Annotated in this window: 25 protein-coding genes and 1 other annotated feature; of the genes, 9 read left to right on the top strand and 16 right to left on the bottom strand. The window is 47.1% G+C overall.

The annotated features are described in order from the left end of the window. Positions 1-99 precede the first annotated feature (99 nt). The 7 genes from DFQ00_RS25950 to DFQ00_RS25920 all read right to left on the bottom strand — a co-directional run bounded on the left by DFQ00_RS25950 (position 100) and on the right by DFQ00_RS25920 (position 8,014). Positions 100-1,350 carry a putative amidoligase domain-containing protein gene (locus DFQ00_RS25950; protein ID WP_244214000.1) on the bottom strand — a complete coding sequence of 417 codons (1,251 nt, stop codon included), beginning with the start codon at positions 1,348-1,350 and terminating at the stop codon, positions 100-102. Between the two features lie 262 nt (positions 1,351-1,612). Beyond that, positions 1,613-2,173 carry an outer spore coat protein CotE gene (locus DFQ00_RS25945; protein ID WP_110899338.1) on the bottom strand — a complete coding sequence of 187 codons (561 nt, stop codon included), beginning with the start codon at positions 2,171-2,173 and terminating at the stop codon, positions 1,613-1,615. Between the two features lie 71 nt (positions 2,174-2,244). Further along, complete coding sequence (locus DFQ00_RS25940; protein ID WP_110899337.1) at positions 2,245-3,225, bottom strand: aromatic acid exporter family protein; 981 nt, start codon at positions 3,223-3,225, stop codon at positions 2,245-2,247. A 395-nt stretch (positions 3,226-3,620) separates the two neighbouring features. Further along, positions 3,621-4,379, bottom strand: coding sequence for an ABC transporter permease (locus DFQ00_RS25935; RefSeq protein WP_174812301.1), 759 nt, complete (start codon positions 4,377-4,379; stop codon positions 3,621-3,623). An 80-nt stretch (positions 4,380-4,459) separates the two neighbouring features. Then, complete coding sequence (locus tag DFQ00_RS25930) at positions 4,460-5,254, bottom strand: ABC transporter ATP-binding protein (RefSeq protein WP_110899335.1); 795 nt, start codon at positions 5,252-5,254, stop codon at positions 4,460-4,462. 109 nt (positions 5,255-5,363) lie between these two features. Next, positions 5,364-6,371 (bottom strand): ABC transporter substrate-binding protein, encoded by a 1,008-nt coding sequence (locus tag DFQ00_RS25925; protein ID WP_110899334.1) that lies wholly within the window; start codon positions 6,369-6,371, stop codon positions 5,364-5,366. A 128-nt stretch (positions 6,372-6,499) separates the two neighbouring features. Beyond that, on the bottom strand, positions 6,500-8,014 hold the full coding sequence (locus tag DFQ00_RS25920; RefSeq protein ID WP_110899333.1) for a carboxypeptidase M32: 1,515 nt from the start codon (positions 8,012-8,014) through the stop codon (positions 6,500-6,502). Between the two features lie 222 nt (positions 8,015-8,236). Between DFQ00_RS25920 and DFQ00_RS25915 the strand changes: the two genes are divergently transcribed. The 4 genes from DFQ00_RS25915 (at position 8,237) to DFQ00_RS25900 (ending at position 10,444) form a co-directional block, all read left to right on the top strand. Next, positions 8,237-8,812, top strand: coding sequence for a beta-class carbonic anhydrase (locus DFQ00_RS25915; protein WP_174812100.1), 576 nt, complete (start codon positions 8,237-8,239; stop codon positions 8,810-8,812). 173 nt (positions 8,813-8,985) lie between these two features. Beyond that, positions 8,986-9,552: a PadR family transcriptional regulator gene (locus tag DFQ00_RS25910; RefSeq protein ID WP_110899331.1), complete on the top strand. Its 567-nt coding sequence runs from the start codon at positions 8,986-8,988 to the stop codon at positions 9,550-9,552. Between the two features lie 101 nt (positions 9,553-9,653). Further along, positions 9,654-10,154 (top strand): hypothetical protein, encoded by a 501-nt coding sequence (locus tag DFQ00_RS25905; protein WP_110899330.1) that lies wholly within the window; start codon positions 9,654-9,656, stop codon positions 10,152-10,154. Positions 10,155-10,159: 5 nt separating this feature from the next. Next, a complete protein-coding gene (locus DFQ00_RS25900; RefSeq protein ID WP_110899329.1) occupies positions 10,160-10,444 on the top strand; it encodes a YxcD family protein in 285 nt (94 codons plus the stop codon). Positions 10,445-10,530: 86 nt separating this feature from the next. Here the strand turns inward: DFQ00_RS25900 and tyrS are convergent, their stop codons facing one another. The 3 genes from tyrS to DFQ00_RS25880 all read right to left on the bottom strand — a co-directional run bounded on the left by tyrS (position 10,531) and on the right by DFQ00_RS25880 (position 13,475). Continuing rightward, positions 10,531-11,793, bottom strand: a complete 1,263-nt coding sequence (gene tyrS / locus DFQ00_RS25895; protein ID WP_110899328.1) for a tyrosine--tRNA ligase — start codon at positions 11,791-11,793, stop codon at positions 10,531-10,533. A 114-nt stretch (positions 11,794-11,907) separates the two neighbouring features. Continuing rightward, positions 11,908-12,150, bottom strand: a binding site (T-box leader). 267 nt (positions 12,151-12,417) lie between these two features. Beyond that, the gene (locus DFQ00_RS25885; RefSeq protein ID WP_208643826.1) at positions 12,418-12,870 is read right to left on the bottom strand and encodes an Imm63 family immunity protein; all 453 of its coding nucleotides are present in this window, start codon (positions 12,868-12,870) and stop codon (positions 12,418-12,420) included. Further along, complete coding sequence (locus DFQ00_RS25880; RefSeq protein ID WP_167433838.1) at positions 12,870-13,475, bottom strand: TetR/AcrR family transcriptional regulator; 606 nt, start codon at positions 13,473-13,475, stop codon at positions 12,870-12,872. The genes DFQ00_RS25885 and DFQ00_RS25880 overlap by 1 nt, the downstream gene beginning before the upstream one ends. Positions 13,476-13,665: 190 nt before the next feature. Between DFQ00_RS25880 and DFQ00_RS25875 the strand changes: the two genes are divergently transcribed. After that, complete coding sequence (locus tag DFQ00_RS25875; protein WP_110899324.1) at positions 13,666-14,433, top strand: SDR family NAD(P)-dependent oxidoreductase; 768 nt, start codon at positions 13,666-13,668, stop codon at positions 14,431-14,433. Positions 14,434-14,670: 237 nt separating this feature from the next. Here the strand turns inward: DFQ00_RS25875 and DFQ00_RS25870 are convergent, their stop codons facing one another. The 3 genes from DFQ00_RS25870 to DFQ00_RS25860 all read right to left on the bottom strand — a co-directional run bounded on the left by DFQ00_RS25870 (position 14,671) and on the right by DFQ00_RS25860 (position 17,569). Continuing rightward, positions 14,671-16,140: a protein adenylyltransferase SelO gene (locus tag DFQ00_RS25870; RefSeq protein WP_110899323.1), complete on the bottom strand. Its 1,470-nt coding sequence runs from the start codon at positions 16,138-16,140 to the stop codon at positions 14,671-14,673. A gap of 142 nt (positions 16,141-16,282) precedes the next feature. Beyond that, on the bottom strand, positions 16,283-16,603 hold the full coding sequence (locus DFQ00_RS25865) for a Dabb family protein (RefSeq protein ID WP_110899322.1): 321 nt from the start codon (positions 16,601-16,603) through the stop codon (positions 16,283-16,285). A 252-nt stretch (positions 16,604-16,855) separates the two neighbouring features. Continuing rightward, positions 16,856-17,569 carry a pseudouridine synthase gene (locus DFQ00_RS25860; protein WP_110899356.1) on the bottom strand — a complete coding sequence of 238 codons (714 nt, stop codon included), beginning with the start codon at positions 17,567-17,569 and terminating at the stop codon, positions 16,856-16,858. A gap of 300 nt (positions 17,570-17,869) precedes the next feature. On the opposite strand from DFQ00_RS25860, the gene DFQ00_RS25855 reads away from it, so the two are divergent. From DFQ00_RS25855 to DFQ00_RS25840, 4 genes are all read left to right on the top strand, one after another. Beyond that, complete coding sequence (locus tag DFQ00_RS25855) at positions 17,870-19,081, top strand: MFS transporter (protein ID WP_110899321.1); 1,212 nt, start codon at positions 17,870-17,872, stop codon at positions 19,079-19,081. A 118-nt stretch (positions 19,082-19,199) separates the two neighbouring features. Further along, positions 19,200-20,438, top strand: a complete 1,239-nt coding sequence (locus tag DFQ00_RS25850) for an aspartate aminotransferase family protein (RefSeq protein ID WP_110899320.1) — start codon at positions 19,200-19,202, stop codon at positions 20,436-20,438. 59 nt (positions 20,439-20,497) lie between these two features. After that, positions 20,498-21,535 carry a zinc-dependent alcohol dehydrogenase gene (locus DFQ00_RS25845; RefSeq protein ID WP_110899319.1) on the top strand — a complete coding sequence of 346 codons (1,038 nt, stop codon included), beginning with the start codon at positions 20,498-20,500 and terminating at the stop codon, positions 21,533-21,535. Between the two features lie 96 nt (positions 21,536-21,631). Beyond that, on the top strand, positions 21,632-22,381 hold the full coding sequence (locus tag DFQ00_RS25840) for an HAD family hydrolase (RefSeq protein ID WP_110899318.1): 750 nt from the start codon (positions 21,632-21,634) through the stop codon (positions 22,379-22,381). A 159-nt stretch (positions 22,382-22,540) separates the two neighbouring features. On the opposite strand, the gene DFQ00_RS25835 is transcribed toward DFQ00_RS25840, so the two are convergent. The 3 genes from DFQ00_RS25835 to DFQ00_RS25830 form a co-directional block, all read right to left on the bottom strand. Then, positions 22,541-22,723: a YjfB family protein gene (locus tag DFQ00_RS25835; RefSeq protein ID WP_110899317.1), complete on the bottom strand. Its 183-nt coding sequence runs from the start codon at positions 22,721-22,723 to the stop codon at positions 22,541-22,543. Between the two features lie 415 nt (positions 22,724-23,138). Next, positions 23,139-23,288, bottom strand: coding sequence for a hypothetical protein (locus DFQ00_RS29330; protein WP_167433837.1), 150 nt, complete (start codon positions 23,286-23,288; stop codon positions 23,139-23,141). Between the two features lie 34 nt (positions 23,289-23,322). Then, on the bottom strand, positions 23,323-24,183 hold the full coding sequence (locus DFQ00_RS25830; protein ID WP_110899316.1) for a Cof-type HAD-IIB family hydrolase: 861 nt from the start codon (positions 24,181-24,183) through the stop codon (positions 23,323-23,325). Positions 24,184-24,230 lie beyond the last annotated feature (47 nt).

Raw genomic sequence — 24,230 nt, 5'->3', positions numbered from 1 at the left:
TCTCTGTCATTACTACTTCTTGCCGCGTTGCTTCCTATCAGTCATATCTTGACGTTAGAAAAGTGCTATATTTCATTATAACAAAAAAAAGCTTCTTCTTCATGAGCCTGCCCGAATATTCCATAGTTTACGGATATCCCGGCTCTCATCCCAGGTCTGCCCTCGTTTACACAGCCGCATTAACGGCGCAGCATACCGCTCGTAACGAGCATATCCGTTCAACTGCCTGAGATCCTCCATCAGCGGAGTCACGTAGGGCATCATGACTTCACGTTGCCCTTCATAGAACGCCAGATGCACCCTTGTCGTCGATAGAGGGCGCTGCTTCAACTCATCGTAGCTGCAAGCGATCAGACCGGCCAGAGCAACGACTCCTTTTGCTACAACCGGAGAGACCAGAAAACTTGGCAAGGTCCGATACTCGAAGCCACCGTAGGATTTCAGGCGAAAATCGCCTAGCGCCCCGTACCTCGGTCGTCTGCCTGATCCACGCGGGTCCTGCAGCACAGCCAGCGGCAGTGCCAAATAATTATCCAGAGCACGAAGTAATTCTCCTGTCAGCTGTACGCCGCTAAAATGAATATGCCCCCCAAGCGGAAGCCCACGCTGCGGCATACCGCCCGCCTGCCAGACCAGAGACGAGTCACTGATGCTACGCGAAGCTGCAGCGAAGGCTCGCATCAGATGTGTTAACAGCTCTCGCGGCTCTGCACTAGGTGCTGGCCTCAGCTCTGCGACGGGATATACACGTCTGCCACCAATTGTAACCGAATCACAGCCTGCTACACCCGTACGCTCAAGAAAACGAGAAGCCGGCACGATTTTGGATTCGGGCATCTGCACCAGTAAAAACTCAGGGTCCATGCCAATTACAGGCGTTCGGCTAAACCGCTTCTCCTCGTTCAATGCCGCTGTATGCCGCTGCCAGCTCTCCTTGTACATTGCACCAAGCTCACCTTCATCGTTCCACGGACAAGGATCAACTGCAATGACAGCAAAGCCGCCACTTCCCGATGCCTCCAGGCGAACCCGCCCATGCTCCAGCCCTAACGTGTATAACGACTTGATCGCAAGCCTCTCCACCCGTTTATAGACCGATGGAGATGTTTCACGACCCAGCTCTTCCTCCTGCTTGGCACCCATGCCGCTTGTATCCTTACGTCTGATGCGTATCGCCTCAAGACAGCTGATATGCACATCGTATCGCACACGAAGCCCAGGCTCCCGCCGTCGCTGCTCGCTGCTGGACAATGCCTCAATTCCCGCCTGCCTCAGCCTTGCCATTCGTTCACTGGAACCTAACCGCGCATACGCCCGGACAGCCTCTTCAGCTTGCTGCATAACATTCATCTCGTCCCCCCTTCCTGTCTTCTCCGTTCACCTGTAAATGAGTAGTGCAGCTTATATAATCAGACCTTTCTTTCCGTTGAAAAAAAGACCCCACAGCTGCGGAGCCTTCCCGTCAAGGTTCTTCAGGCCAATTCAGGCTCGCCACAACCCATTTTTCATCTTTTATGAAAGAAAGAGGGCTTACGCCCTCTTCACTGCACCTGATGGTGCATATAATACCTTAGGTTATAAGAAAAACATTCAAACCAGGGATTGAGCGACTTTACAGCTCATCATCCAGCAGATCCGGATCGAGATCATCATAGTCTCCATCAGCGCTGCCATAGTCATAATCCTTGTCTTCGTAATCACCGCAGCCATCTGTGCACACCTTTACACAGACTTTCGTTTCAGCTACGAGCTCTACAGCGAATTCCCGCTCAACCCGGATAATTACGCTGCCGCCGCCCGCGGACACTGTGGCTTCCACACAGCTCGGCTCCTGCGTTGCATCCGCAGATACCTCGACTGTGGAAGTCCGGTGTTTCGGGTCCAGATAGGACAAAGGCACATGTTCTACATACGATACCGTTTCTTTGGCTACATCGGTCTGTGAATTTTGGTCATAGGAATACCAAATGTTGATATCGTAAGTACCAATAACTTCAATTCCGTCCCCCGCTGATACAGCTTCATACTGGTGGTTGATAATCCAAGCCCCCAAAATGCTGGTCGGACCATTAGGCGGAGTCACGGTATGTGTTACGGTAGAGAACTTACGACCTTTGCCGCAGATCGCCTTCGTGATAATCTCTCTACATTGATGTTTATGACTCAATGACATCTTTAAACCTCCTCCATACAATCATTCAATAAAGTGTATGCAGGACATCCGTCTAGGGTGACAACTATTTTCTATGATCCGTTTGTAGATTGGGGCCGGTCTGATATCGGAGATGGCGCTTTGTCCTTCTTGGCGATTTTCAGATACATCTCTAGTTCGCGGCACAGCTGGAGAATTGCTGATCGCATCTCGAACTCTTCTCTCGTATCCGGCAGCTCCATTCGCTTGAATTCCTCCTGCACATCTGCCAGCAATTTTTCCGTTCGTCCCGTGTACGATTCAGTTAATACATCCCGGCTAAGCTGATCAAACAGCTCTGATACCATCTCGGCATGTGGCATCCTCTGATATACCTGGGATACCAGATGCATCATATGCTGGATGGAATCCAGCTGCGTTTTGCGCATATAGAAGTATACGCTCCAGCCTTCATTCGGATGAATGACCTGGTTTTCAAGTGAACGCTTGGCTGCTTCAATTCCGCCCAGAACCGCTTTATCTGCTTCGATTAACTCCTTGCCTGCCCACACCTCATCTGGATTACGCAATGTCGCGGCGAACTCCTGGAAAATCTTCGAGAACAGCTCGTCAATCCGTTTGCGTATGCGCAGCATCTGCGGATCGGCCGCTGGCATATATGCCAGATTGACTACCATTGCTGAACCGAGACCAATTAACAGCAACGCAATCTGAACAAGAATCACATGCAGATCCATCTCCCCGCCGCTAAACACCCGAAACACAACGACAGACCCTGTGACTATACCTTCTTTAAAGCCTGCCCGCACGATGACCGGGAACGCTGTTAATATGTAAACACCAAGCACCCAATAATGGAAGCCGAGAAAGTGAAAAAGTACACTTGCAAATAAAAGTCCGACCACGGATGCAAAGAACCGTGCGGATATGGTGCGAATACTCCTTTTTCTGGTGACATCCACGCCGAGAATCGCAAGCAAGCCCGCTGACGTTGGCCCTGGCAAGCGACACCAGTCAGCAATCAGAACAGCCATGAACGCTGCGATTGCGGTTTTAATTACTCTAAAGCCCATTTCTCATTCCATCTCCTCTAAGCTGTAAAAAAGTTTGCGATCCGTGTAACATCCGTTCTCTATAGTTATGCTTGTCCAGAGCGTATTCGCCTGTTCAATCAAGTTGTAACGACATCCACATCCGTAGTATAACTCAACCTGTAACAAACTAGACGACACCAACCGGCATGCGCACAACATGCCGGTCACGAAATGTGCCCAGAGAAGAAATACTGCCATGGCAGCTACGGCATCAGCACCAGAACCTGCAAACGGCCTGTCAGTCCATACGTTGTTCTTGTTTGGCACGCACACATCATTCCTACCAAATATCGTACTTTATTTTGCGGTCACGGGCAACGTGACACCTCTTGTGAAATTGTATACATATGCTGCTTTACTTTAACTGCACTTCTCTATCTTCTCCCGGCCAGCAGCTTTCGTTCTGCATATACCACCGCTTGATACATCGCAGTAGCTACCGCCGCAATAATCAGCAGGCTTGATAACACCAGTGTGAAGTTAAACACCTGGAATCCGTATATGATCAAGTAACCCAGCCCCTGTTTGGCTACCAGAAATTCCCCGACAATGACCCCGACCCAAGCCATGCCCACGTTAACCTTCAACGTAGATACAATCGTGGGAAATGAAGCGGGGAACACCACTTTGGCAAAAATCTCGGAGCGCTCCCCGCCAAATGTGCGAATCACCTTAACATAATTCGGATCAACCTCATTAAAGCTATTATAAACCACCAGTGTAGTAATAATTACCGTAATGGATAACGTTGTCATCACAATTGCCGTAAATCCCGCCCCGAACATCACGATAAAAATCGGACCCAGCGCAACCTTGGGCATGCTGTTGAACACAACCATATACGGATCAAGCACTTTGGACAAAAAAGGAGACCACCAGATCAGAACAGCAAGCAGCGTTCCGACAAGAGTCCCCAGTAAAAACCCGACGACCGTCTCACCAACGGTCACCCCGACATGTGCCCATATTTCACCGCTGGCAACATCCTTGCCAATTTGACCGAAAATTTTGCTCGGATAACTAAAGAGCAGCACATCAATCCATCGCATTCTGCCAGCCAGCTCCCACAGCAAGAACATACAGACTAATATCGACAGCTGCACCGCAAGAATATGATGCCGCCACTTTGCCATCTTGCGCAAGTGCTTATAATGGAGCTCTTCCAGCCAGTCCTCCCTTGTTTCCTGCTGCCGTTGCTTCGATTCGTTCTGTCTCACGTATCTTTCTCACCTCCTCCAGACTGAACGAGTTCGTTCCAGAGTGATTGGAACAGCTCATTAAAGCCAGCCTGCTCCCTTGCATAAAAGGGCTGCGCCATACGAATGTTGTCCGGGATAACAAACTCGCGCCGGATACGGCCAGGATTACGGTCCAGTACAATAACCCGGTCACTGACCGCAATGGCTTCAGACAAATCGTGCGTAACCAGCACGGAGGTTTTGTCGTACTCTTTTAACGTATCGGAGACAAGATCCTCCAACTGCAGCTTCGTTTGGTAATCCAGCGCCGAGAATGGCTCATCCAGCAGCAGAATGGCAGGATCGGTAGCAAGCGTTCGCACCAGAGCCACCCGCTGTCGCATGCCCCCGGACAATTCAGAAGGGTACTGCTCTTCAGTCCCGCCAAGGCCCATACTTGCGAGAAGCTCCCGCGTCCGTTCCCTGCTCTGTGCATTCAGATTGCCCGTCAACTCAAGTCCGATCAGTGCGTTATCCAGAATGGTACGCCATGGAAACAGATAATCCTGCTGTAGCATGTAACCAATCCGGGATGAAGGCCCTTGAACCGAGCTTCCCTCCACCTCAACCTTTCCTCGCGTAGGAGGAAGCAGTCCAGCAATGATGGACAATAACGTAGTTTTGCCACAGCCGCTGGGGCCAACCAGACTGACAAACTCCCCTTGCCCGATCTCCAGACTGACATCCTCAATGACTAATGATGCTTCGCGCTCACTGACATAGACTTGAGAGATATTTTCCAGTCGGATCACATTCCCGGAATCAGGCATGACGGCTCACTTCCTTCCCTGAATCCTGAATTTACTCTAGCTTGTATTGCTATCGTTGCATCCATCCTACTTCTTGGGCTTGTTGCTCTACTGGTTCTACTTGCATTACTCAGGGAGCCAAGGCTTTCGCCTGTTCTGCAAAGGTTGAATCTACAATGGTATTCAGTTCGACTTTTTGTTTTAATTCCCCCGCAGCGGTCATTACATCCAGCAGATTGTTCCATTCCTGCTCATCAATGATCGGGTCTGTTGCGTAAGTTCCCTGTTCCTTGTAACGACTCACACTGCTGGTCAAAATCGCCGGGTCAATATCTTTGAAAAATGGCTTGATCACTTCCGCAATCTCTTCTGCTGTATGTGAATCCACCCACAATTGAGCCTTGTGAAGTGCATTCGTGAATTTCTGCACAAGCTCCTTGTTCTCGTTCAAATAGCTTTGCTTTGTCATAAAAACGGTATAAGGCAGATGTCCGCTCTCCGTTCCGAACGATGCCACCACCTTACCGCGGCCCTCCTGTTCAAAGATTGACGCTTGTGGCTCAAACAGCTGTACGTAATCACCCGTGCCTGAAGCAAAGGCTGACGCAATATTCGCAAAATCTACATTCTGAATCAGCTCCAGATCACTGGACGGGTTAATGCCATGTTTATTTAATACGAACTCTCCAGCCATTTGTGGCATTCCGCCCTTGCGTTGACCGAGAAATACACTCTGCTTTAATTGCTCCCAATCAAAGCTGTCCTGAGCATTTCGTGCAAACAGAAACGTTCCGTCCGTCTGGGTCAGCTGAGCAAAATTAATGACCGGGTCCTCCGCTCCCTGCTGATACACATAGATGGAGGTCTCCGCGCCAACGAGCGCAATATCTACCGAACCCGCAAGCAAGGCAGCCATCGTTTTATCTCCGCCAGCCGTTGTTTGTATATCAACCTCAAGCCCTTCCTCTGCAAAAAAACCTTGAGCCGCTGCAACATATTCTGGCGCGTAAAATACAGAGCGTGTTACTTCACCAATCGTAATCCTGGCTTCGTTCTCTTCCTTATTGCAGCTCGTCAGCGCAACAATGAGAATCAGCAGGATCACAATGCCCCGAATAAACCATGGCGTATATTTCATCACATGTCCCTCCTTTTAGCCATTTCTCTCTACTATGGATATGCCGGGGCCCAGTAAAAGGTTAAGAACTTGCACACAAAAAAAAGCAGGTCAACCAGAAAGTTTCCGGCGGACCTGCTTATAGCACATTACAGATTATAAATTTCAGTATATTTGGCTTCCAAATAGTCAGCCAGATAATCCGGATTCAACTCTTCACCCGTAACAGCCAGAATCAATTCGGAAGGTGTGCGGCTCTTGCCGTACCGATAGATTTTGTCAGTAAGCCACGCTTTAATCGGGATCAGATTACCTGCAGCAATCAGGCTGTCCAGCTCAGGCATTTCCTTACGCAGCGTATGCATCATTTGCGCCGCATACATGTTACCAAGAGAATAGGAGGCAAAATAACCGAAATCGCCGCCGGACCAATGTACATCCTGCAGAACACCCTCACCGTCATTGGTCGGCATAATTCCAAGATACTCTTTATATTTGGCATTCCACGTTTCCGGCAAGTCCTTCACCGCAAGACCTTCATTAAACAGCATCTTCTCAATTTCATAGCGAATAATAATGTGCAGATTGTAGGTCAGCTCATCCGCTTCGATCCGAATCAGTGAGCTTTCCACCCGGTTAATGGCACGATAGAAATCCTCCAGCTTCACTTCACTCAGCTGCGGAAAGTGTTGCTGCAGATCTTGATAATAACGCGTCCAGAACGGCAGACTGCGACCGATCATGTTTTCCCACAATCTGGACTGGGACTCATGTATCCCCATCGAGGTACCCTCAGCAAGCAGTGTGCCCGCCAGGCTCTCGTCAATATTTTGTTCGTAGAGCGCATGTCCACCTTCATGCAATGAACTGAAAATCGCACTGGTGACATCATCCTGCAGATAGTTCGTTGTAATACGAACGTCACCCGGATTAAGCCCTGTCGCAAATGGATGCACACTTTCATCAAGACGACCTGCTTCAAAGTCATACCCCATCTGCTCCAGAATGAACAGACTGAACTTCTCCTGCTGCTTGGGATCAAACATTTGCTGTAGAAACTCCGTCTTCGGCTTGTTCCCGGAAGCGTTAATCTTCTCCTGAAGTGGAACGAGACGAGCTTTGAGGCGTGCAAACACAGCATCCACCTTTTCAACAGTCAGGTCTGGTTCATACATATCAAGCAACGTATCATATCTTGTATCCTTCACACCCCAGTAGTCGATAAACTCCTGTTTGAGCTTGACGATCTCCGTAAGGTAAGGTGAGAAGCCAGCATAATCACTTTGATGTTTGGCATCCTCCCAGGCCGTCTCCGATTTGGCTGTAAGCACGGTATAGGCTTGTACTTTTTCCGGCGGAACCGACTGACTGCGGTCATATTCCTTTTTACACTCTTGTACGAGACGACGGTCGTGATCTTCAAGCTGCTCCAGCACTTCCGGCTGAGACAATTGTTCCAGATATGCCTTCATTTCATCCGATGTTTGCAGTTTGAAGGCTTCGGTAGATAGCATACCTAAGGTTTCCGAACGGGTTGGCACGCCTTTTTTCGGCGCACCTGTGCGCAAGTCCCAGTGAAGCAAACCAATGGCTTCATGATAACTTTTAATTTTACGGGTCAAAATAAGGAAGGATTGCAGCTGCTGCTGTATTTGTTTTTCCATGGTAACGCTCACCTCTTCAAAAAAAAATGTGTACACCCTATTGATGATACTTTTTGCATTGCGTATAATCAACTTTTGACAGAAGCATATTGCATTATTCTTCTAAAAAAAGGATCGTGGTCTGCGGATGACGATATCCCAAACACTAATCAAGGGCGTGTAGGACAAGCTGCTCATGCAAGTAGCCGTGCTCGTCGTATTGGATAACAGGAGGCAATGGACATGAATAACATTCAAGAGATTTTGCAACACAACCAATCATTTGTCGAGACTAAAGAATACGAGAAGTATACGGCTAGCAAGTTTCCAACCAAAAAGATGGTCATCATCACTTGTATGGATACCCGTCTGGTCGAGTTGCTGCCCAAAGCCATGAATCTGAAGAATGGCGATGTGAAAATTATTAAAAACGCCGGTGCGATTATCTCTCAACCCTTCGGAAGTGTTATGCGTTCCGTTCTGGTAGCCATCTATGAACTGGGCGCAGATGAGGTTCTCGTCGTCGGACATACGGAATGTGGCATGGCGTCACTGCATGCAGAAACGATGATTGGTCATATGGAGGAACGCGGTGTTTCCAAGGAAGTCATGTCTACACTGGAAAACTCCGGCATTCGTCTGCAAAAATGGCTGCGCGGGTTTGACAGCGTCGAAGAAGGGGTAAAAGGTACTGTGCAAGTCATTAAGAAGCATCCCCTGCTTCCACAAAATGTGCCTGTTCACGGCATGGTTATTGATTCTTACACAGGTAAGCTCGATCTTGTTGCTGACGGGTACGAAGAACAGGCATCTCTCTAAAAATATTTTACACTGGCGGACCCTTGGGTCTGCTTTTTTTTGTCTAAATTAAGGCAGTTAAGCTGTCAGGTTGTCAAACCATACAGTTTCAGTGTACACTTTTATGAAAGCGGTCAACGAAAGCAAAAAGATTGTTTTCCTTGACCCAGCCCTAATATTAAGGAGACATGTGCATGAACATACTTTCCTACGGATTGCTCGGGCTGCTTACCCGCGAGGAGTCTTCCGGTTATGATCTGATGCTGAAGATTCAGCCGCATTGGCAGGCCAAACACAGCCAGATTTACCCGCTCCTGTCCAAGATGGAAAACAATGAGTTACTCGCCTCCCGCTGGGTACAACAGTCTGACAAGCCGGACAAAAAAATGTATGCAGTTACGGATAAAGGCATTCAAAAGTTGCTGGAGTGGATGATTACTCCAGTTACTGCACCCGTGACACGTGATGAATTCAATCTGCGTATTCTTTGTGTTGGCATCGCTGAAGATGGAAGCATGAGACGTATTCTGAATGAGCGCAAGAGCTGGTTTATGGAGCGGATACGGTATTTTGAAGATCTGAAATCACGTATACCTCAGGACAACCTTCGCGTAGGCAGCCGTGAATTCGGCAGTTACATCCTGGTACAGAAAGGGCTCATGAACGCCCAAACCGGTCTGGAATGGTGTAATTGGGTGACACAGCTTCTCGATGGTCAAGCGGCCATTCAGGACCCCACTCCAAGTATTTCAGAAATTTAATTTAAATTTTGAAACGTTCCAGCAAGTTAACCGTATTACTTGAGTAAGGCCCATTTTTGGGCGAATCAAACAATTTTAATCAGGGGGTTACGATCTATACAATGAAGAAAAAATTCGGAATGAAACATCTCATGATGGTTTTTATGGCATTTACCCTTTTGTTTGCAACCGTTGGTGTTACGAATCCGGACAGTGCTGATGCAAGACGGGGCGGCGGCGGTTTCAAATCTGGAACTAAAAGTTATACTAACACCCCTAAAAAATCAGACAATAACGTAAGTCAGTCCAATTCGCGTAACAATTCCAATACTGGCGCAGCAGCCAACAACCGTGGTGGATTCTTCGGCGGTGGCGGCGGATTTATGAAAGGTATGATGCTGGGTGGTCTGGCAGGTATGTTGTTTGGCGGATTGTTCGGCAACATGGGAGCATTTGGTAACATTCTCGGTCTGCTCGTAAACGTGGCTGCTATTATGCTGATTGTCATGCTGGCTATGGCACTGTTCAGAGCCATTACGAATCGCCGCAAACCTGCAGCTGATGGCCGTTATGACCGCCGCGATGATCGCGACGATGATCGTAACAGAAACGGACGGTACTAAGCTCTATGGTTCTGAGTATGGATGAGATTGTAAATGCGATCTGTATTCACATGGCAGAGCGTAAGGGTGTACGACCTACGGACGTGGATGTAGAGCTGAGCTGGGAAGAAGATACAGGATATTCCGCAGAGGTCTGGATTCAAGGCCGCAGTCAGTTTTTGGTAGAGTCCAACATGATTGAAGCGATTCTGCGTTACCTGCACAGCGAATATAACATTCGAGCGTACCGTGAAGATGTGACTCTGGATCTCGATGAAGAGATTACAGCGATTGTGAATCAACAAAACTAACAGGTCAACCATTGGGCTATTATACGAAAGACCGTCTCCCCTCTGTTGTATGACAGAGATGGGAGACGGTCTTTTTGTTATGAAGCCTAGGATTGAAGCTTAACCAGACTGTAGTTCTTTTTACCTTTGCGGATAATAATGAATTTGCCGCCGATGGCATGCTCTGCCGATACTGTAAAATCAAGCTCTGTGATTTTCTCACCATTCATGGAGATTGCGCCCTTGGTAATATCCTCACGCGCCTGGCGTTTGGATGGCTCCAGACCCAAATCCACAAGCCAGTCTACAATATTTTTGGCTTCGCCATCGGTTTCGTAGGTGGGCATTTCCTTGAAGCCCTGCTCAATCTCATCTGCTGTCAGGGAGCGAATATCCCCGCTGAACAGTGCAGCTGTAATACGTTTCGCCTGCTCCAGCATCTCTTCACCATGCACAAATCTGGTCATTTCCTCGGCAAGTGCCTTCTGTGCTTCTCGTTTATGCGGCTCGGTCTCCACCTTGTCAGCCAAAGCCTCAATCTCTTCTTTGCTCAGGAACGTGAAGTATTTCAGGTATTTGATGACATCCCGGTCATCCGTGTTCGCCCAGAACTGGTAGAACTCAAACGGTGTCGTTTTGTTCGGATCAAGCCAGATTGCGCCGCCCGCCGTTTTACCAAACTTCGTACCGTCAGACTTCAGCATCAACGGAATCGTCAAGCCGTAAGCTTTAGCCTCTGATCCTTCTTTTTTGCGAATCAAATCCAGACCGCTGGTAATGTTGCCCCACTGATCCGATCCACCAATCTGCAGCTGCACATCCTCGGTTTGGAACAGGTGCAGGTAATCGAGAGACTGCAGAATCTGGTAGGAGAATTCGGTGAACGAAATTCCGCCTTCAAGACGGCTCGCCACCACATCTTTGGCAAGCATCGTATTCAGGTTAAAGTTTTTGCCATAGTCACGAAGGAACTCGATGATGTTAATCTTGTGAGTCCAATCATAGTTATTCACCATGCGAACCTGATTGTCACCTTCGGTCATAAACAGCTTTTTCATCTGTGCCGTCAGGGCGTCCACATTCGCCTGCACTTGCTCCAGCGTCTGCAATGAACGCTCGGACTGACGACCACTTGGATCACCAATCGTACCTGTTGCACCGCCGATCAGGATCACTGGACGGTGACCTGCCAGCTGGAAGCGCTTCAGCATCATGAATGGAATCAAATGTCCGATATGCATACTGTCACCCGTTGGGTCTACACCGCAGTACAGCGAGATGGCTTTCGTCTCTGTCAGTTCACGCAGCCCTTCTGCATCCGTTTGCTGGTTAATGGCATCGCGCCACTGTAGTTCATCAATAATGTTCATGTATTAAACCCCTTTTCAATAATTAAAATGTAGCCATGACCTACGTTCTAGTACCAAAAAACATTGCCAACGGCGTTTTTGGACACAAAAAAATCGCCGCCTTGTCTACATAGACACAGGGACGATTAGAATAACCGTGGTACCACCCAAATTGCATGGACAACACATCGGGAACCATCTCAGCGTTCCAATCCGAAATCCATACCACTTTCAGCAAGTTATCGTTTGCCCATCCGCTTGGCATTACCCAAGTACTCCAGAGTGTAATTCGCAGCCCTTGTATGTATCAGGTTCCATCACCCCCTGACTTTCTGTAACAGGGACAAAGCCGCTACTGCGCTCTATCAACGTATTTCATGTATTGAATTATAGCCAGTATAGCGGAACGTTAGAGGCATTGCAAGCGCAAGATTAGACCTTACGCTGGTCACATGGTAATAAACGTACGCCTTCTCGGCAACTTGATCGTCGTTGTTCCAAAGCTGCTGGTCCAGTTCGTCAAGACGCTGCGCAATCTCCTGTTCATGTGCAGAAAGCGCGGCCCAGCCCCCTTCAGCGCTATTCTTTTTCTCTACAAAAGCGAGTGCAAAGTCATACCATACACATCCTGGATATTCCGCTCACTCATGAAGAAGCTTCCCCCTCATTCTTAGGTTGATATCTTTCCAGTTCCCTTCGTTTGCCGTTTAGGTGCCAGGAGAGATAAGGATCACCGATATTGTCAAAAGCCGCACGAACGTTGTGCTCTATTTCCCGCCACACTTCATTTGTATAATCGAGATGTGTATTGACATTATCAACACCATATTTCTTGAGCAGGTTGACATGTGCAGCTGTGAAAAGGATATCCTCCAGTAGCCAATATAACACTTCTTCTTTCTGTTTCAGCTTTTTAGTCAAAGAAGGTACACCGCGTTCGTAAATCGTAACGATATAATGCTCGCCTTTAATCTCCACGTAAGGTACACCTTCCCACTTAAAGGCCTCCAGCAATCGGTTCACATAACTCTCCGTTTGTTCCTTCGGATACGAAGTCAGTGATAATAGTTCATGGAGTTGCTCGACGAGTGTTTGCATCATTTGTTCCCCCTTGAAATTTTCACATCTGAGGGGATGATGTTCACCGTTTTCAACAATTGATCTGCCATATAATCAGCCGAGAAGGAAAAGTCATGCTCGATCCAATACGATATCAAACCAATAAGCAGACTGACATGACCTCTAATATACAAACCCTTGTTAATATCTTTAAAATAATCCTCTTCATACAAAAACAGATCATCATAGATCGTTTCCAATGCACTTCTGAATTGCAACTCAAAATAAAGGAAGGAATTGGATCGAAATAATAATCCGAACATTTGTGAATGTTCTTCAATGTATTTAAAAATCTTCACCGCATTGCTTGATAAAACTTTAGGATTAAAAGACGTAACACCCGTAAATTGCTTTTCAAATGTACGTAAAAAGCCCGTGATCGCCTCATTTACAATTTCATCAATCAGCTCTTCTTTTGCTTGATAATGCACATAAAATGTGGAACGATTATAGTTTGCTCTATTGGTAATTTCAATAATGGATATCTTTTTAACATCTTTTTTTTCCTTCAGCAAGGAAAAGAAAGCTTCTTTTAAATCTCTTTTAGTACGAGTTACTCTGCGATCTTCTTTGATATCGGACATGTAATCCCCTTCGAAGAAAAACATTATTTTATTTTTTAGACATTTTGAATCCAAATATCTAAAATGCATACAATTGAAATTATATGATTATTGAATATTGAATTCAAGATATTATAATTTAAGTGACAATCGTTAAATAACAGTACATCTATACTATTAATAGACAGATGTCTAAACTGGAGGTAAGGGTATGGGATTATTAGAAAATAAAGCAGGTTTGGTAACTGCCGCAGGCTCAGGTATAGGAAGAGCCAGTGCAATGGCTCTTGCTAAAGAAGGAGCCAAAGTTATGGTTTCCGATATTAACGAGGAGTCCGGTAAAGAGACTGTACGTTTAATTGAGGAAGCTGGTGGAAGCGCTTCATTCTTCAAATGCAATGTTGCTATCGAAGAAGAAGTTAAAGGACTCGTTGAAGCAACCGTGGCAAAATTCGGGAAGCTTGATTTTGCCCACAATAATGCCGGTATGGGACCTAAACCAGTTCCTATTGCGGAGTCCCCGTCTGAAGATTTTGATAGAGTTATCAAAATAAATCTTTACGGCATGTATTACGCATTGAAATACGAAATTATCGAAATGTTAAAAACAGGCGGTGGCTCCATAGTTAACACTTCATCTGGATCAGGATTGGAAGGCATGACAAACATTGTTCCTTATTCGGCTTCCAAGTGGGGAGTTACAGGAATGACCAAATCGGTTGCGTTGGAATACGGTAAAGAGAATATTCGGGTAAACGCTATTGCTCCTGGTCTGACCTTAACCCCACAAGTCGAAGCTTGGTTTGAAGCAGCTCCCGAACAAGCAAAAGCGACACTGGGGAACATTCCTTCCGGAAAAGCAACCAAACCTGAGGATCAGGCTAATGCCGTCGTATTTCTTTGCTCCGATTTAGCAAGTCAAATTAACGGCGTAATCTTACCTGTTGATGGCGGTTTTGTCGCTGGAAAACTGCATTAAAGAGAGCGCTTTAATTCAAGGAATTGAAACATCATGCGATTCAACCGTATGATCTGTAACGGCATGTTTTTAGGGCCACCCTTAGCGGATGGTCCTTTCTTTGTATCTTTTATTCAGCAGGTTTACATGTCACCATGCCTTGATGCCCCCGCTGTCTGTTGCACCCTTCTATTGCACCTTAATGAAAAAGCTGCCCTGCGGCAGCTCTGTCATCTCTTTTATGTTAGTTCGTACATGTCAGGTTCCACAGAATGTTTTATACGAAGGATCACATGACACAGGTATAACTCCATACCGTTGCTGTTCCTCCGTGTACGCGTACGGCTGTTGAAGCATATCCAGCAAAGGCTGAATCAAGCTGTAGTCTCCGTCCTTTTCTGCTCGTTCCAGCACTTCCTCTACCCTTTCATTCCGTGGAATAACCACAGGGTTGTTCCGTTTCATCTGCTGCATCACTTCGTCTCTGGATTCCGGCTGTCTGCCTAATCTGGCCTGCCAGTGTGAATGCCACTCATCAAAATCGGAATGACCCTTCAGCGTGAAGCCTTCCCACCTGCCCAACGTCAGGCTCACAAACGTATTTGTGTAATCCACTGCATGTTTTTCCATTAAATCCAGCAGGTCTTTCACCAGCACTTCATCTTCCGTTTCTTCGGAAAATAGTCCCAGCTTCGCACGCATACCCTTTAACCAGTACTGATGGTACAGCTCCGAGAACTGTGCAATGGCATCCTGAGCAATTTGTACCGCCTGCTCCTCATCCTCATGCAGCAGCGGCAGCAAGGTTTCCGCAAAACGTGCCAGATTCCAGCCTGCAATGTACGGCTGATTGCCATAAGCGTAACGGCCCTGCGTGTCAATAGAACTAAACACCGTCGCAGGATGATACGTATCCATAAAGGCACACGGTCCATAGTCAATCGTCTCTCCGCTGATGGCCATATTATCCGTGTTCATCACACCATGGATGAAACCTACACACTGCCATTTCGAGACAAGCTGCGCCTGAAGCTGGATTACTTCCTGAAGTAAACGCAGGTAACGCTGCTCGTCATTTTCAATCTGTGGGAAATGGCGCTGCAAGGTATAGTCTGCCAAGGCACGCAAATCCGCTACCGCCCCCCACCTCGCTGCATACTGGAATGTAGCCACACGGATATGACTCGCTGCAACCCGGGTGAGGATAGCTCCTGGGCGTTCGGTTTCACGGTAAATATGCTCTCCCGTAGACACGACAGCCAGACTCCGTGTTGTCGGGATACCCAGACCATGCATTGCTTCACTGATAATATACTCACGAAGCATCGGACCGACAGCAGCACGTCCATCGCCACCGCGAGAGTATGGTGTACGTCCCGAGCCTTTTAGCTGAATATCAACTCGCTCCCCTTGTGGGGTAATCTGTTCCCCAAGCAGCAGAGTACGTCCATCCCCAAGCATATTGAAGTTGCCAAATTGATGGCCCGCATAAGCTTGCGCAAGGGGCTTTGCGCCCTCAGGCATAGTATTGCCTGCAAAAATAGCTGCGCCTTCAGCATTGTTCAGGGCATCTGCCTGCAATCCAAGGCTGGCCGCCAAGGCTTTATTGAATATAATCAATTCAGCTGACTGAACAGGCACAGCATTCTGGCTAGTATAAAAGGCTTCCGGAAGCTCAGCATAGCTATGCTCCAGATTCCAGCCTGCTGCTGTAGCTTTCTTTTCCATGGGTCACACTCCTTCTCCATAACAAAGGGCGATCCTTTGTTTATCTTCTTGTGGCCTTTGTGAACCCATGCTCATTTATGTAGTCACATGGACATTCCAAGGTCAATCCTTTTCATATCAGACGGAATTAACGGCATTCAGCTTATTCTGCACTTACTTTGGGAGGAATCGGATAATCCGTTACGATAACATTCTCGATCCAGCCGTTCAAGGAGGTGACAAACGCCTGATGAGCAGGATGCGGACCATATGCGCGCAACGCCTCCTGATCTTCAAATGTCACTCTTAATCCTAGCGTAAACCCTTGAATGCGATCGGTCTCTTCCGTGACGTTCACCCCGGTTGTCAGGTCAATAATGCCCGGAATCTGGTCCTGAAGCGCAAGCAACTGTGATACAAACTCCTGCTGCTTGGCAGGAGTAATCTTGTCATTAAACTTGAAAACGACCAAGTGTTCGAACATGCAGTTCCAGCTCCTTCGAAGAAAATCTTACTTCTGTCACCTGTTTATATTATTTTAAATTAAACCTGTTCTGAACTCAAATGAATTCCCTGATGAAGGTGCAGCATGAATCGTGAAGTTTGAACGGGTGTGTACAGACACGAAAGACACGCCCCCTTTCCTTGGGACCGTGTCTTCCTGTCTGCTTGCCATACCGTGCTGCCTTGTGGAATACGCTACACTTCTCTACCATTGAATGAACCGATTATTTGATTATTCCTCATGATCAGAATGCTTCAAACGAGACATGAACTGCTCCAGCTCCTGCTCCTGCAAGTGTCTCCATTCTCCGCGCTTTAACTGCTCATCCAGGGTAATGTTCATCATGCGAACCCGTTCCAGCTTCAGCACCCTGTATCCAAGCGCTTTACACATTCGGCGAATTTGCAGATTCAACCCCTGTGTCAAAATGATGCGAAACACCTTCTCGCTCTCCCTTTGCACTTCACAAGGCTTGGTCACCACATTTAAAATTTCCACACCTGCTGACATCTGCTCTACAAATGAATCCGAGATGGGCTTATCCACCGTGACGATATATTCTTTTTCGTGATTATACTCTGAGCGCATCATTTTGTTCACAATATCTCCGTCATTGGTCAGCAGAATCAAGCCCTCCGACGCTTTATCCAATCGTCCTACTGCAAATATCCGTGAAGGATAATTGACATATTGAATGATGTTTCCTTCCACATGCTCAGCAGCGGTGCAGACGATGCCCACAGGTTTATTCAGAACGATATATACCGGCTCCGCGTTTATCCTCGGAATGCTCTCCCCATCCATAAGCACAACATCCCCAGGCTGCACCATATCTCCCTTTACACATACCTTGCCGTTAATCGTAATTCTGCCTGCTGCAATTCTCCTTGTGGTCTCCCTCCGGGAGCAGTATCCCGTCTCACTTATATATTTGTTGATTAACATCGTGCACCACATTCCCTTATCTCATCTATAAGCACATTTACGGGTCTCATCTATAGGTACATGTACTCATCATCCACAACCAAACTCCATCTTCTCATGGATCGTCGCATGAAGCAACGTTGCACCCCTTCAACATCAAATACATGTCAAATTAGGGGAGGAAAAACGTCTCTTCGTCAAGCTTTAACATAATTTTACAATAAAAGGCTTGTACAATTTCAAATTTATGGTATAAATTAGATGTGAAAATAAACATTTATTTCAATTTATAAAATTTATATCCATCCAGGAGGTAGACATTTGAGAACCATTTTCGCTTTGAGCTGCGGTTTCTATTTGTTAATCGGCATAACCAGCGTTGTGCTTGGTGCACTTCTGCCTGTTTTGCTGCCGCATTACGAACGAGGTTACAGTGACGGTGGATTTTTGCTATTTTTGCAGTTCCTCGGATTTCTTGTCGGTGTTCTCGTGTCCCCCTACATGACAGCACGAATCGGTCGAAAATGGATGCTTACTCTTGCATTAATCTGTATTGTAGCAGCCTATCTTCTGCTCGGCTGGCTACCCACATGGGGAATCGTGCTGCTGTTAACTATGATCGTGGGATTCGGCTCAGGGATTATCGAACCTTCCGTAGGCGCATTCACCATTGAATTTACAGAAAACCAGAAAGCAGTTGCTATGTCCAAGTTGGATGTGTTCTTCGCACTGGGAGCCCTTCTTATTCCGGCGGCAGCTGCGTTGTTCATCTGGCTGGGACAGTGGCATCTCACCTTTTTTACCGTTGCGATTCTGGCTTTGATTCTCATGCTGCTGTGGGTAACGATGCCACGATCTGCCGCACAATATCTGGAGCAAGCCGGAAAAAACATGTCTGACCCACAAACAGAAAAAAAATCCCGTTATTCAAAAAAACAGCTAGGGCTACTCACCATTTTTGTTCTGTTTTTCTTTGTATATATGGGGCTTGAGCTTGGTCTGATGAATTTCCTTCCCTCTATTCTTGTGGAGCGTCTGGATTTGTCAGAATCTATCGCTTCGCTGAGTGTGTCCATTCTGTGGGTTGCGATGATTGTCGGTCGTCTCTTCTCAGGCAAAATTGCTGAAGCCGTGCAATATATGCCGTTCTTGATCTGGAGCACCATCGGTACATTGCTATTCACATTATCCATGGTATTCGTATCTGGACAATGGGTAACGTATGTGCTGATTTTTGGAACAGGACTGTTTATGTCCGGGTTATTCTGTATCGCCCTGGTCTATGCCAACGTACTGATCCCCGGCATGACGGAGAGAACAACCAGCATTTTGATCGCTTCCGGCGGCATCGGCGGAGCCGTCTTGCAGTATCTTACCGGATGGAGCATGAGTGCATGGCCTGTCGTTGGCACCATCTGGATTTTGGCAGGATTCTGCCTCCTTTTATTACTAACCCTCCTGCTTTCCCATCTCTTTAACACTCGAAACGACAAGTTAGGCTCAACATTCACACATCAAACGAGGGAAATATAGGTTTAAGCACATCACAATATTTTTACATGAAATCTTGAAAGGGGTGATGCAGAGCCCATCCGGAAGAAATTCGTGTAGTTTACCCCAGCTTGTACACCATTATATTGGAGGAAATCGCATGCAGACTTTAACCAACAACCGCTTCACAGTCGGAAAAGGGATTAAGTTGATTGACGATGCAGGTGTGGAATACCTTGACGGCGTCTCAGGCACGTTTAACCTGTCACTGGGTTACAATCACCCACATGTCGTCCATAAAATTCAGGAACAGGTCGGCAATCTTACCCATATGTCTTCCTCCTTCACCGAACCTTATGTCAATGAGGTGCTGGATCACTTGATCGAATATGCTCCAAACGATATTGATGCCGGATGGATGCGGGATATTACCGGGTCCACAGCCAATGAGTGCGCAACGAAAATAGCTCAAAAGTATACAGGCTCAACAGATATCGTCAGCCTGTATCTCTCTCACCATGGGCAGACCCAATTTGCAACGGGCATCTCAGGCAATGCCTTCAGACGCAAACGTTTCCCCAACTCCTCTGCCGCCAATGCAGTTCATGTACCCGCCCCGTATTGTTACCGGTGCCCGTTCAAAAGCAAGAGCAGCGAATGTGGCTATCAGTGTGTTGAAGCCATATCAGATGCAATCGACTACGCAAGTTCAGGCTCCGTTGCCTGCATGATCATTGAGCCAATTCTCGGAAATGGCGGCAACATCATGCCTCCACTTGGATACTTCCAACGTATTCGAAAGCTATGTGATGAGAACAACATGCTGCTTATTGCCGATGAAGTCCAGACAGGAATCGGACGGACAGGCACCATGTTTGCCAGCGAGCTGTTTGATATCCGTCCTGACATGATTACACTTGCCAAAGGTCTGGGAGGCATCGGAGTACCCGTAGCTGCTGTACTGATGCAATCCCGATTGAATGTGCTGGAGAAACACGAGCACTCCTTCACCTCTGGAAGTAATCTGATTTCGGTTACTGCAGCCAAATCCACGCTGGAGGTTGTCTCTGAGCCCGGCTTTCTGGATGCGGTGAAACGCAAAGGCATTTTGCTCGAAAGCTTGCTGCAAGAGCTTGCGCAGAAATACCCGATCATTGGTGAAGCACGCGGTGTCGGTCTGATGTGGGGGCTGGAAATTGTCGGTGATCAGAACGAACCGGATACACCCAAAACCAATGCTATCATTGATCGCGCTTTTACAGATCAGCACCTGATTCTGCGCAGTTCACGTTATGGCTTCGGTAACGTTGTTAAAGTCCGGCCAGCCCTGACCACAACGGAGGAAGAACTTGTTGAGATTGTTGACCGATTGGACTCGGTTCTGGCAAGCGTGCATTAAATACGTTTAAAGATACCCTGCACATATGCAGCAACTATAACTGATTAGGAGGTTTTATCATGCTTGCCTTAGTCTATAAATCCGCATGGGATGTTGCGCTGGAGGAACGTCCCGTTCCCGTAATCACCAGAGATAACCAGGTCCTTGTCCGTATCAAAGCAACCGGTGTATGTGGTACGGATCTGGGCATTGTTAGCGGAAAATATCATGCATCCCCTTCCGTCATCCTAGGCCATGAATCAGCAGGTGAAGTGATTGCTGTCGGCTCTGCTGTTACCACACTGCAGCCGGGAGATCGTGTCGTCATTGATCCTACGTATTACTGTGGCCAATGTGAGATGTGCAGAACAGGCCGACAGAACCACTGTACTCATAAATCCATTACGGAAACGGGTGTAAGTGCAGATGGAACGTTTACAGATTATTACGTGACGGAAGATCGCTTTTTATACAAATTAAAAGACCATGTGAGCTATGAAGAAGCTACGTTAACCGAGCCGCTAAGCTGCATGCTGACAGGTATCAACCAGATTCATCTGTTACCGAATTTCAGAACCATTATTCTCGGGGCCGGGCCGATTGGCATTCTGTACAGCTATGCCCTCGCTTCCAAAGGAGTAACCGGCAGTATTGTTGATATCTCGGAAGAACGTCTTGCTATTGCAGGCTCCATTGCACCAGACCGCTGGCAGGTTCATTCCTCCTTCGAACAGGCCATCGCAGACATCGCTCCTTCAACCGGGCAAGTCGACATGATTGTGGATACGACTGGCGTTGTGGGCACACAAGTGTTATCCCAGCTTGCAAGCGGGGGCTATTTGATGCTGGTTGGTTTGCGAGACGGAAATACCTCCTTCAATCCGAAGGAAGTGGTGGACCGCAGCTTAAAAATCATCGGCTCCATTGATTCACTTGGAACATTCGCAACAGCACATTACATGATCGAGCAGCAGATTATACCCGCCAAAAAAATCATTACCCACTCCTTCGCTCTGCAAGATTATGAAGAAGCATTTCGCACACTTGGATGTGATATTCAAGGACGCACATTGCAGGCTTCATCCAGCGCGATCAAGGTTGTGCTGCAATCGAATTAACTCTCTTCGCGGACTTATGGCTGGAATGCTGAATCAAAAGCAGATACACTGGATTTACAGAATACAGGAGCACATCATTCAGAAGGAGGAAGCAGCATGACAGCAAACCATGAGACTGGATGTCTGGATAGGAATATCAATGAGGATGGGCATGCACCCATTCAGGCGGTCATTTTTGATATGGATGGCGTACTGATTGACAGTGAACCGATCTATTTTGAGATTGAGCGGAGTTCATTTCATCATTTCGGTGCAGACGTTACCATCCAGGAGCATCATTCGTTTGTGGGGGTAACGCTTGAATCCATGTGGCAGCAGGTCATTGACAAATATCAGGTTAACACACCGCTGGAGGAGATTCTTGTCTATCATCAGCAGCAGGTTATGGAACAAATGCTTGCCCATCCCGGACTTACGCCTATGCCTGGCGTAGAACGATGGGTACAGTGGCTGCATGAGCAGCGCATCCCCATTGCTGTTGCTTCCTCATCCCCCCGCGCCCTGATTGATCTGATTATGGACAAAACAGGGTTGGCGCCGTACTTTGAAGTACGCATGACGGGCGAGGAGGTTGAACACGGAAAACCGGCGCCGGATATTTTCATTGCAGCAGCCAAACAGATCGGCATATCACCAGCGAATTGCCTGGTCATAGAAGATTCACGTAACGGCGTACAGGCTGCCAAGAGTGCGAGTATGCGCTGCATTGGCTATCGCAATCCAGGCTCAGGAAACCAGAATCTGTCCCAAGCCGATCTGCAAGTCTCCAGTTATGACGAGCTGTGGACAATGAAGGATACACTGCCTTTTGAAAGCCCTGCCCCGAACTTATCCGGCTCACTCTAATTGCGGAACCGATTGACGTGTGCATTGAATCAACATTCTGTGTGACAGAGCAAACCCCGAACAGCCCCAATTCTTGTGAATTGAAGCTGCACGGGGTTTTGCTTGCTGCATGTTTGATAACAACCAAAAAGCTTGCGTTGTACTGCAATCTGAGCTCGGCTATACGGAAATATCCAAGCTACCGCCCAGATTGGGGTGAGGAGCGGGCATTGATTTTAACATCTCAGCCATCTGCTGACCTTGCTGCTGAGCCATATCTTTGGCCATTGACATGACTTGGAGACTTGCTGCTTGCGCTGTTGTGGCCTGACTCATGCCCATTGATAATGCTGCAATATCCATGATCTGCACTCCTTTCACAACGTCTTGACAGTTGATGTACCTCCTATTATATCGGTCAGACGGGATCAGATGTTAACCATTATAGATAAAATTTACAATTATATCCTTTATTGATATCCGCCCATGGCATCGGGTAACGCCTTATATACTGCTCTTGTCTCAACGATGCCATGAATAAACTGACGTAAAGCTGATAATTGCTTTGTCTCATTGATAACTTCACAGAATTTATCTGACTATTCCAATGTTTTAGTATTCCCGGCAACTGTAATTTTCCAGCTCTCCGATAATAAGGTACATTCAAAAAGAAGCAGTTGCGGCTGCTCCTCTATGAACTGCATTTTGAATTTTCATCAACTACGATTTGTTTACCCTGACACCCTATGATAATACAGTTGATCCGTTTATAAGATCGTTAGCCCAGATAGGTTAGGTTGCCGTCTGTTTCTTTAGGCAAAATACGTATTCTCAGCATTTCATGTTTTTGAAAAAAATCCCCGGCATCTTGACTCAATGCATGTCCCCAAGCACTAATCTCAAATTCCACTTTCATGCCTTCGAACATGTACTCAGCTCCCTTTCTCTGCGCTCAAAAATATTTATTCCCTGATCAAGCCATACTTCACAAAGCTATGATACAATCCATCTTCTTCGACAGAGGCTGTGATGTCGTCAGCAATTTCTTTCAGCCCCGGTTTGGCATTGCCCATCGCTATACCTACTGCACAGAATTCCAGCATCTCGGCATCATTCATGCCATCTCCAATCGCCAGTGTATCTTCTCGCGACATGCCCAGATGCTCCAGCAGATCCGCGATGGCAATCGCTTTGTGAATACCAGGGATCATCAGCTCACCGCTGCCCTCTCCAAAGACAGGCACCGTACACTGAATGACTTCAAACTTGCCCTCAAACTCCTGTTTGATCCGTTCAAACGGAACCACCGGACTTTCCAGAAAGCACACCTTGTTGACATCATTCTTGTACAGATCCGCTTCACCGTAGGTTAATCCGGTAATAAACGGATGCGGTTTCGTTTCCTTTTTCGCTCGTGCAGCCGGGTCATTCTCAACATCACCATAGATTCGGCGCTCCAGATGCGCTTGAAGATTGCTGCTGGCATACAGGGCCGAATTGGATTCAAGATAGAAATCAATCCCGTGTTCATTGAAAAAATCGACCATATGACGAACATCTGCATCCGTTACCTTTTTATGATATAAGACCTCATTTCCGTACTCTACATACCCTCCACCTGCACCAATTAATCCGTCAAATCCAATCTCCCAGATGGAGTCGTAAATTTCTGCCTTGGAGCGACCCGTGCACAAATACAGCAGATGTCCGTTCTTACGCGCTTGTTTACACGCTTCTTGTGCAGACACAGGGATGCTGCCATCGTCATTAACCAACGTTCCATCAATATCAATAAATACTATTTTTCGTGTTATGCTCTTCATCTGTGTTTTCCCCCAATTGCATTCTCTGTCTGAAACGGTATGATTCC

Source organism: Paenibacillus barcinonensis, from assembly GCF_003217495.1.
GTDB lineage: Bacteria > Bacillota > Bacilli > Paenibacillales > Paenibacillaceae > Paenibacillus > Paenibacillus barcinonensis.
Note: the sequence above shows the minus strand (reverse complement) of the source record. Positions and strands in the feature narration are given on the sequence as shown.

Excerpts from the sequence above, each read along its gene's own strand:
- DFQ00_RS25950 (WP_244214000.1), bottom strand. The coding sequence starts at position 1,350 with ATGAATGTTATGCAGCAAGCTGAAGAGGCTGTCCGGGCGTATGCGCGG.
- DFQ00_RS25945 (WP_110899338.1), bottom strand. The coding sequence starts at position 2,173 with ATGTCATTGAGTCATAAACATCAATGTAGAGAGATTATCACGAAGGCG.
- DFQ00_RS25940 (WP_110899337.1), bottom strand. The coding sequence starts at position 3,225 with ATGGGCTTTAGAGTAATTAAAACCGCAATCGCAGCGTTCATGGCTGTT.
- DFQ00_RS25935 (WP_174812301.1), bottom strand. The coding sequence starts at position 4,379 with ATGGCAAAGTGGCGGCATCATATTCTTGCGGTGCAGCTGTCGATATTA.
- DFQ00_RS25930 (WP_110899335.1), bottom strand. The coding sequence starts at position 5,254 with ATGCCTGATTCCGGGAATGTGATCCGACTGGAAAATATCTCTCAAGTC.
- DFQ00_RS25925 (WP_110899334.1), bottom strand. The coding sequence starts at position 6,371 with ATGAAATATACGCCATGGTTTATTCGGGGCATTGTGATCCTGCTGATT.
- DFQ00_RS25920 (WP_110899333.1), bottom strand. The coding sequence starts at position 8,014 with ATGGAAAAACAAATACAGCAGCAGCTGCAATCCTTCCTTATTTTGACC.
- DFQ00_RS25915 (WP_174812100.1), top strand. The coding sequence starts at position 8,237 with ATGAATAACATTCAAGAGATTTTGCAACACAACCAATCATTTGTCGAG.
- DFQ00_RS25910 (WP_110899331.1), top strand. The coding sequence starts at position 8,986 with ATGAACATACTTTCCTACGGATTGCTCGGGCTGCTTACCCGCGAGGAG.
- DFQ00_RS25905 (WP_110899330.1), top strand. The coding sequence starts at position 9,654 with ATGAAGAAAAAATTCGGAATGAAACATCTCATGATGGTTTTTATGGCA.
- DFQ00_RS25900 (WP_110899329.1), top strand. The coding sequence starts at position 10,160 with ATGGTTCTGAGTATGGATGAGATTGTAAATGCGATCTGTATTCACATG.
- tyrS (WP_110899328.1), bottom strand. The coding sequence starts at position 11,793 with ATGAACATTATTGATGAACTACAGTGGCGCGATGCCATTAACCAGCAA.
- DFQ00_RS25885 (WP_208643826.1), bottom strand. The coding sequence starts at position 12,870 with ATGCAAACACTCGTCGAGCAACTCCATGAACTATTATCACTGACTTCG.
- DFQ00_RS25880 (WP_167433838.1), bottom strand. The coding sequence starts at position 13,475 with ATGTCCGATATCAAAGAAGATCGCAGAGTAACTCGTACTAAAAGAGAT.
- DFQ00_RS25875 (WP_110899324.1), top strand. The coding sequence starts at position 13,666 with ATGGGATTATTAGAAAATAAAGCAGGTTTGGTAACTGCCGCAGGCTCA.
- DFQ00_RS25870 (WP_110899323.1), bottom strand. The coding sequence starts at position 16,140 with ATGGAAAAGAAAGCTACAGCAGCAGGCTGGAATCTGGAGCATAGCTAT.
- DFQ00_RS25865 (WP_110899322.1), bottom strand. The coding sequence starts at position 16,603 with ATGTTCGAACACTTGGTCGTTTTCAAGTTTAATGACAAGATTACTCCT.
- DFQ00_RS25860 (WP_110899356.1), bottom strand. The coding sequence starts at position 17,569 with ATGTTAATCAACAAATATATAAGTGAGACGGGATACTGCTCCCGGAGG.
- DFQ00_RS25850 (WP_110899320.1), top strand. The coding sequence starts at position 19,200 with ATGCAGACTTTAACCAACAACCGCTTCACAGTCGGAAAAGGGATTAAG.
- DFQ00_RS25845 (WP_110899319.1), top strand. The coding sequence starts at position 20,498 with ATGCTTGCCTTAGTCTATAAATCCGCATGGGATGTTGCGCTGGAGGAA.
- DFQ00_RS25840 (WP_110899318.1), top strand. The coding sequence starts at position 21,632 with ATGACAGCAAACCATGAGACTGGATGTCTGGATAGGAATATCAATGAG.
- DFQ00_RS25835 (WP_110899317.1), bottom strand. The coding sequence starts at position 22,723 with ATGGATATTGCAGCATTATCAATGGGCATGAGTCAGGCCACAACAGCG.
- DFQ00_RS29330 (WP_167433837.1), bottom strand. The coding sequence starts at position 23,288 with ATGTTCGAAGGCATGAAAGTGGAATTTGAGATTAGTGCTTGGGGACAT.
- DFQ00_RS25830 (WP_110899316.1), bottom strand. The coding sequence starts at position 24,183 with ATGAAGAGCATAACACGAAAAATAGTATTTATTGATATTGATGGAACG.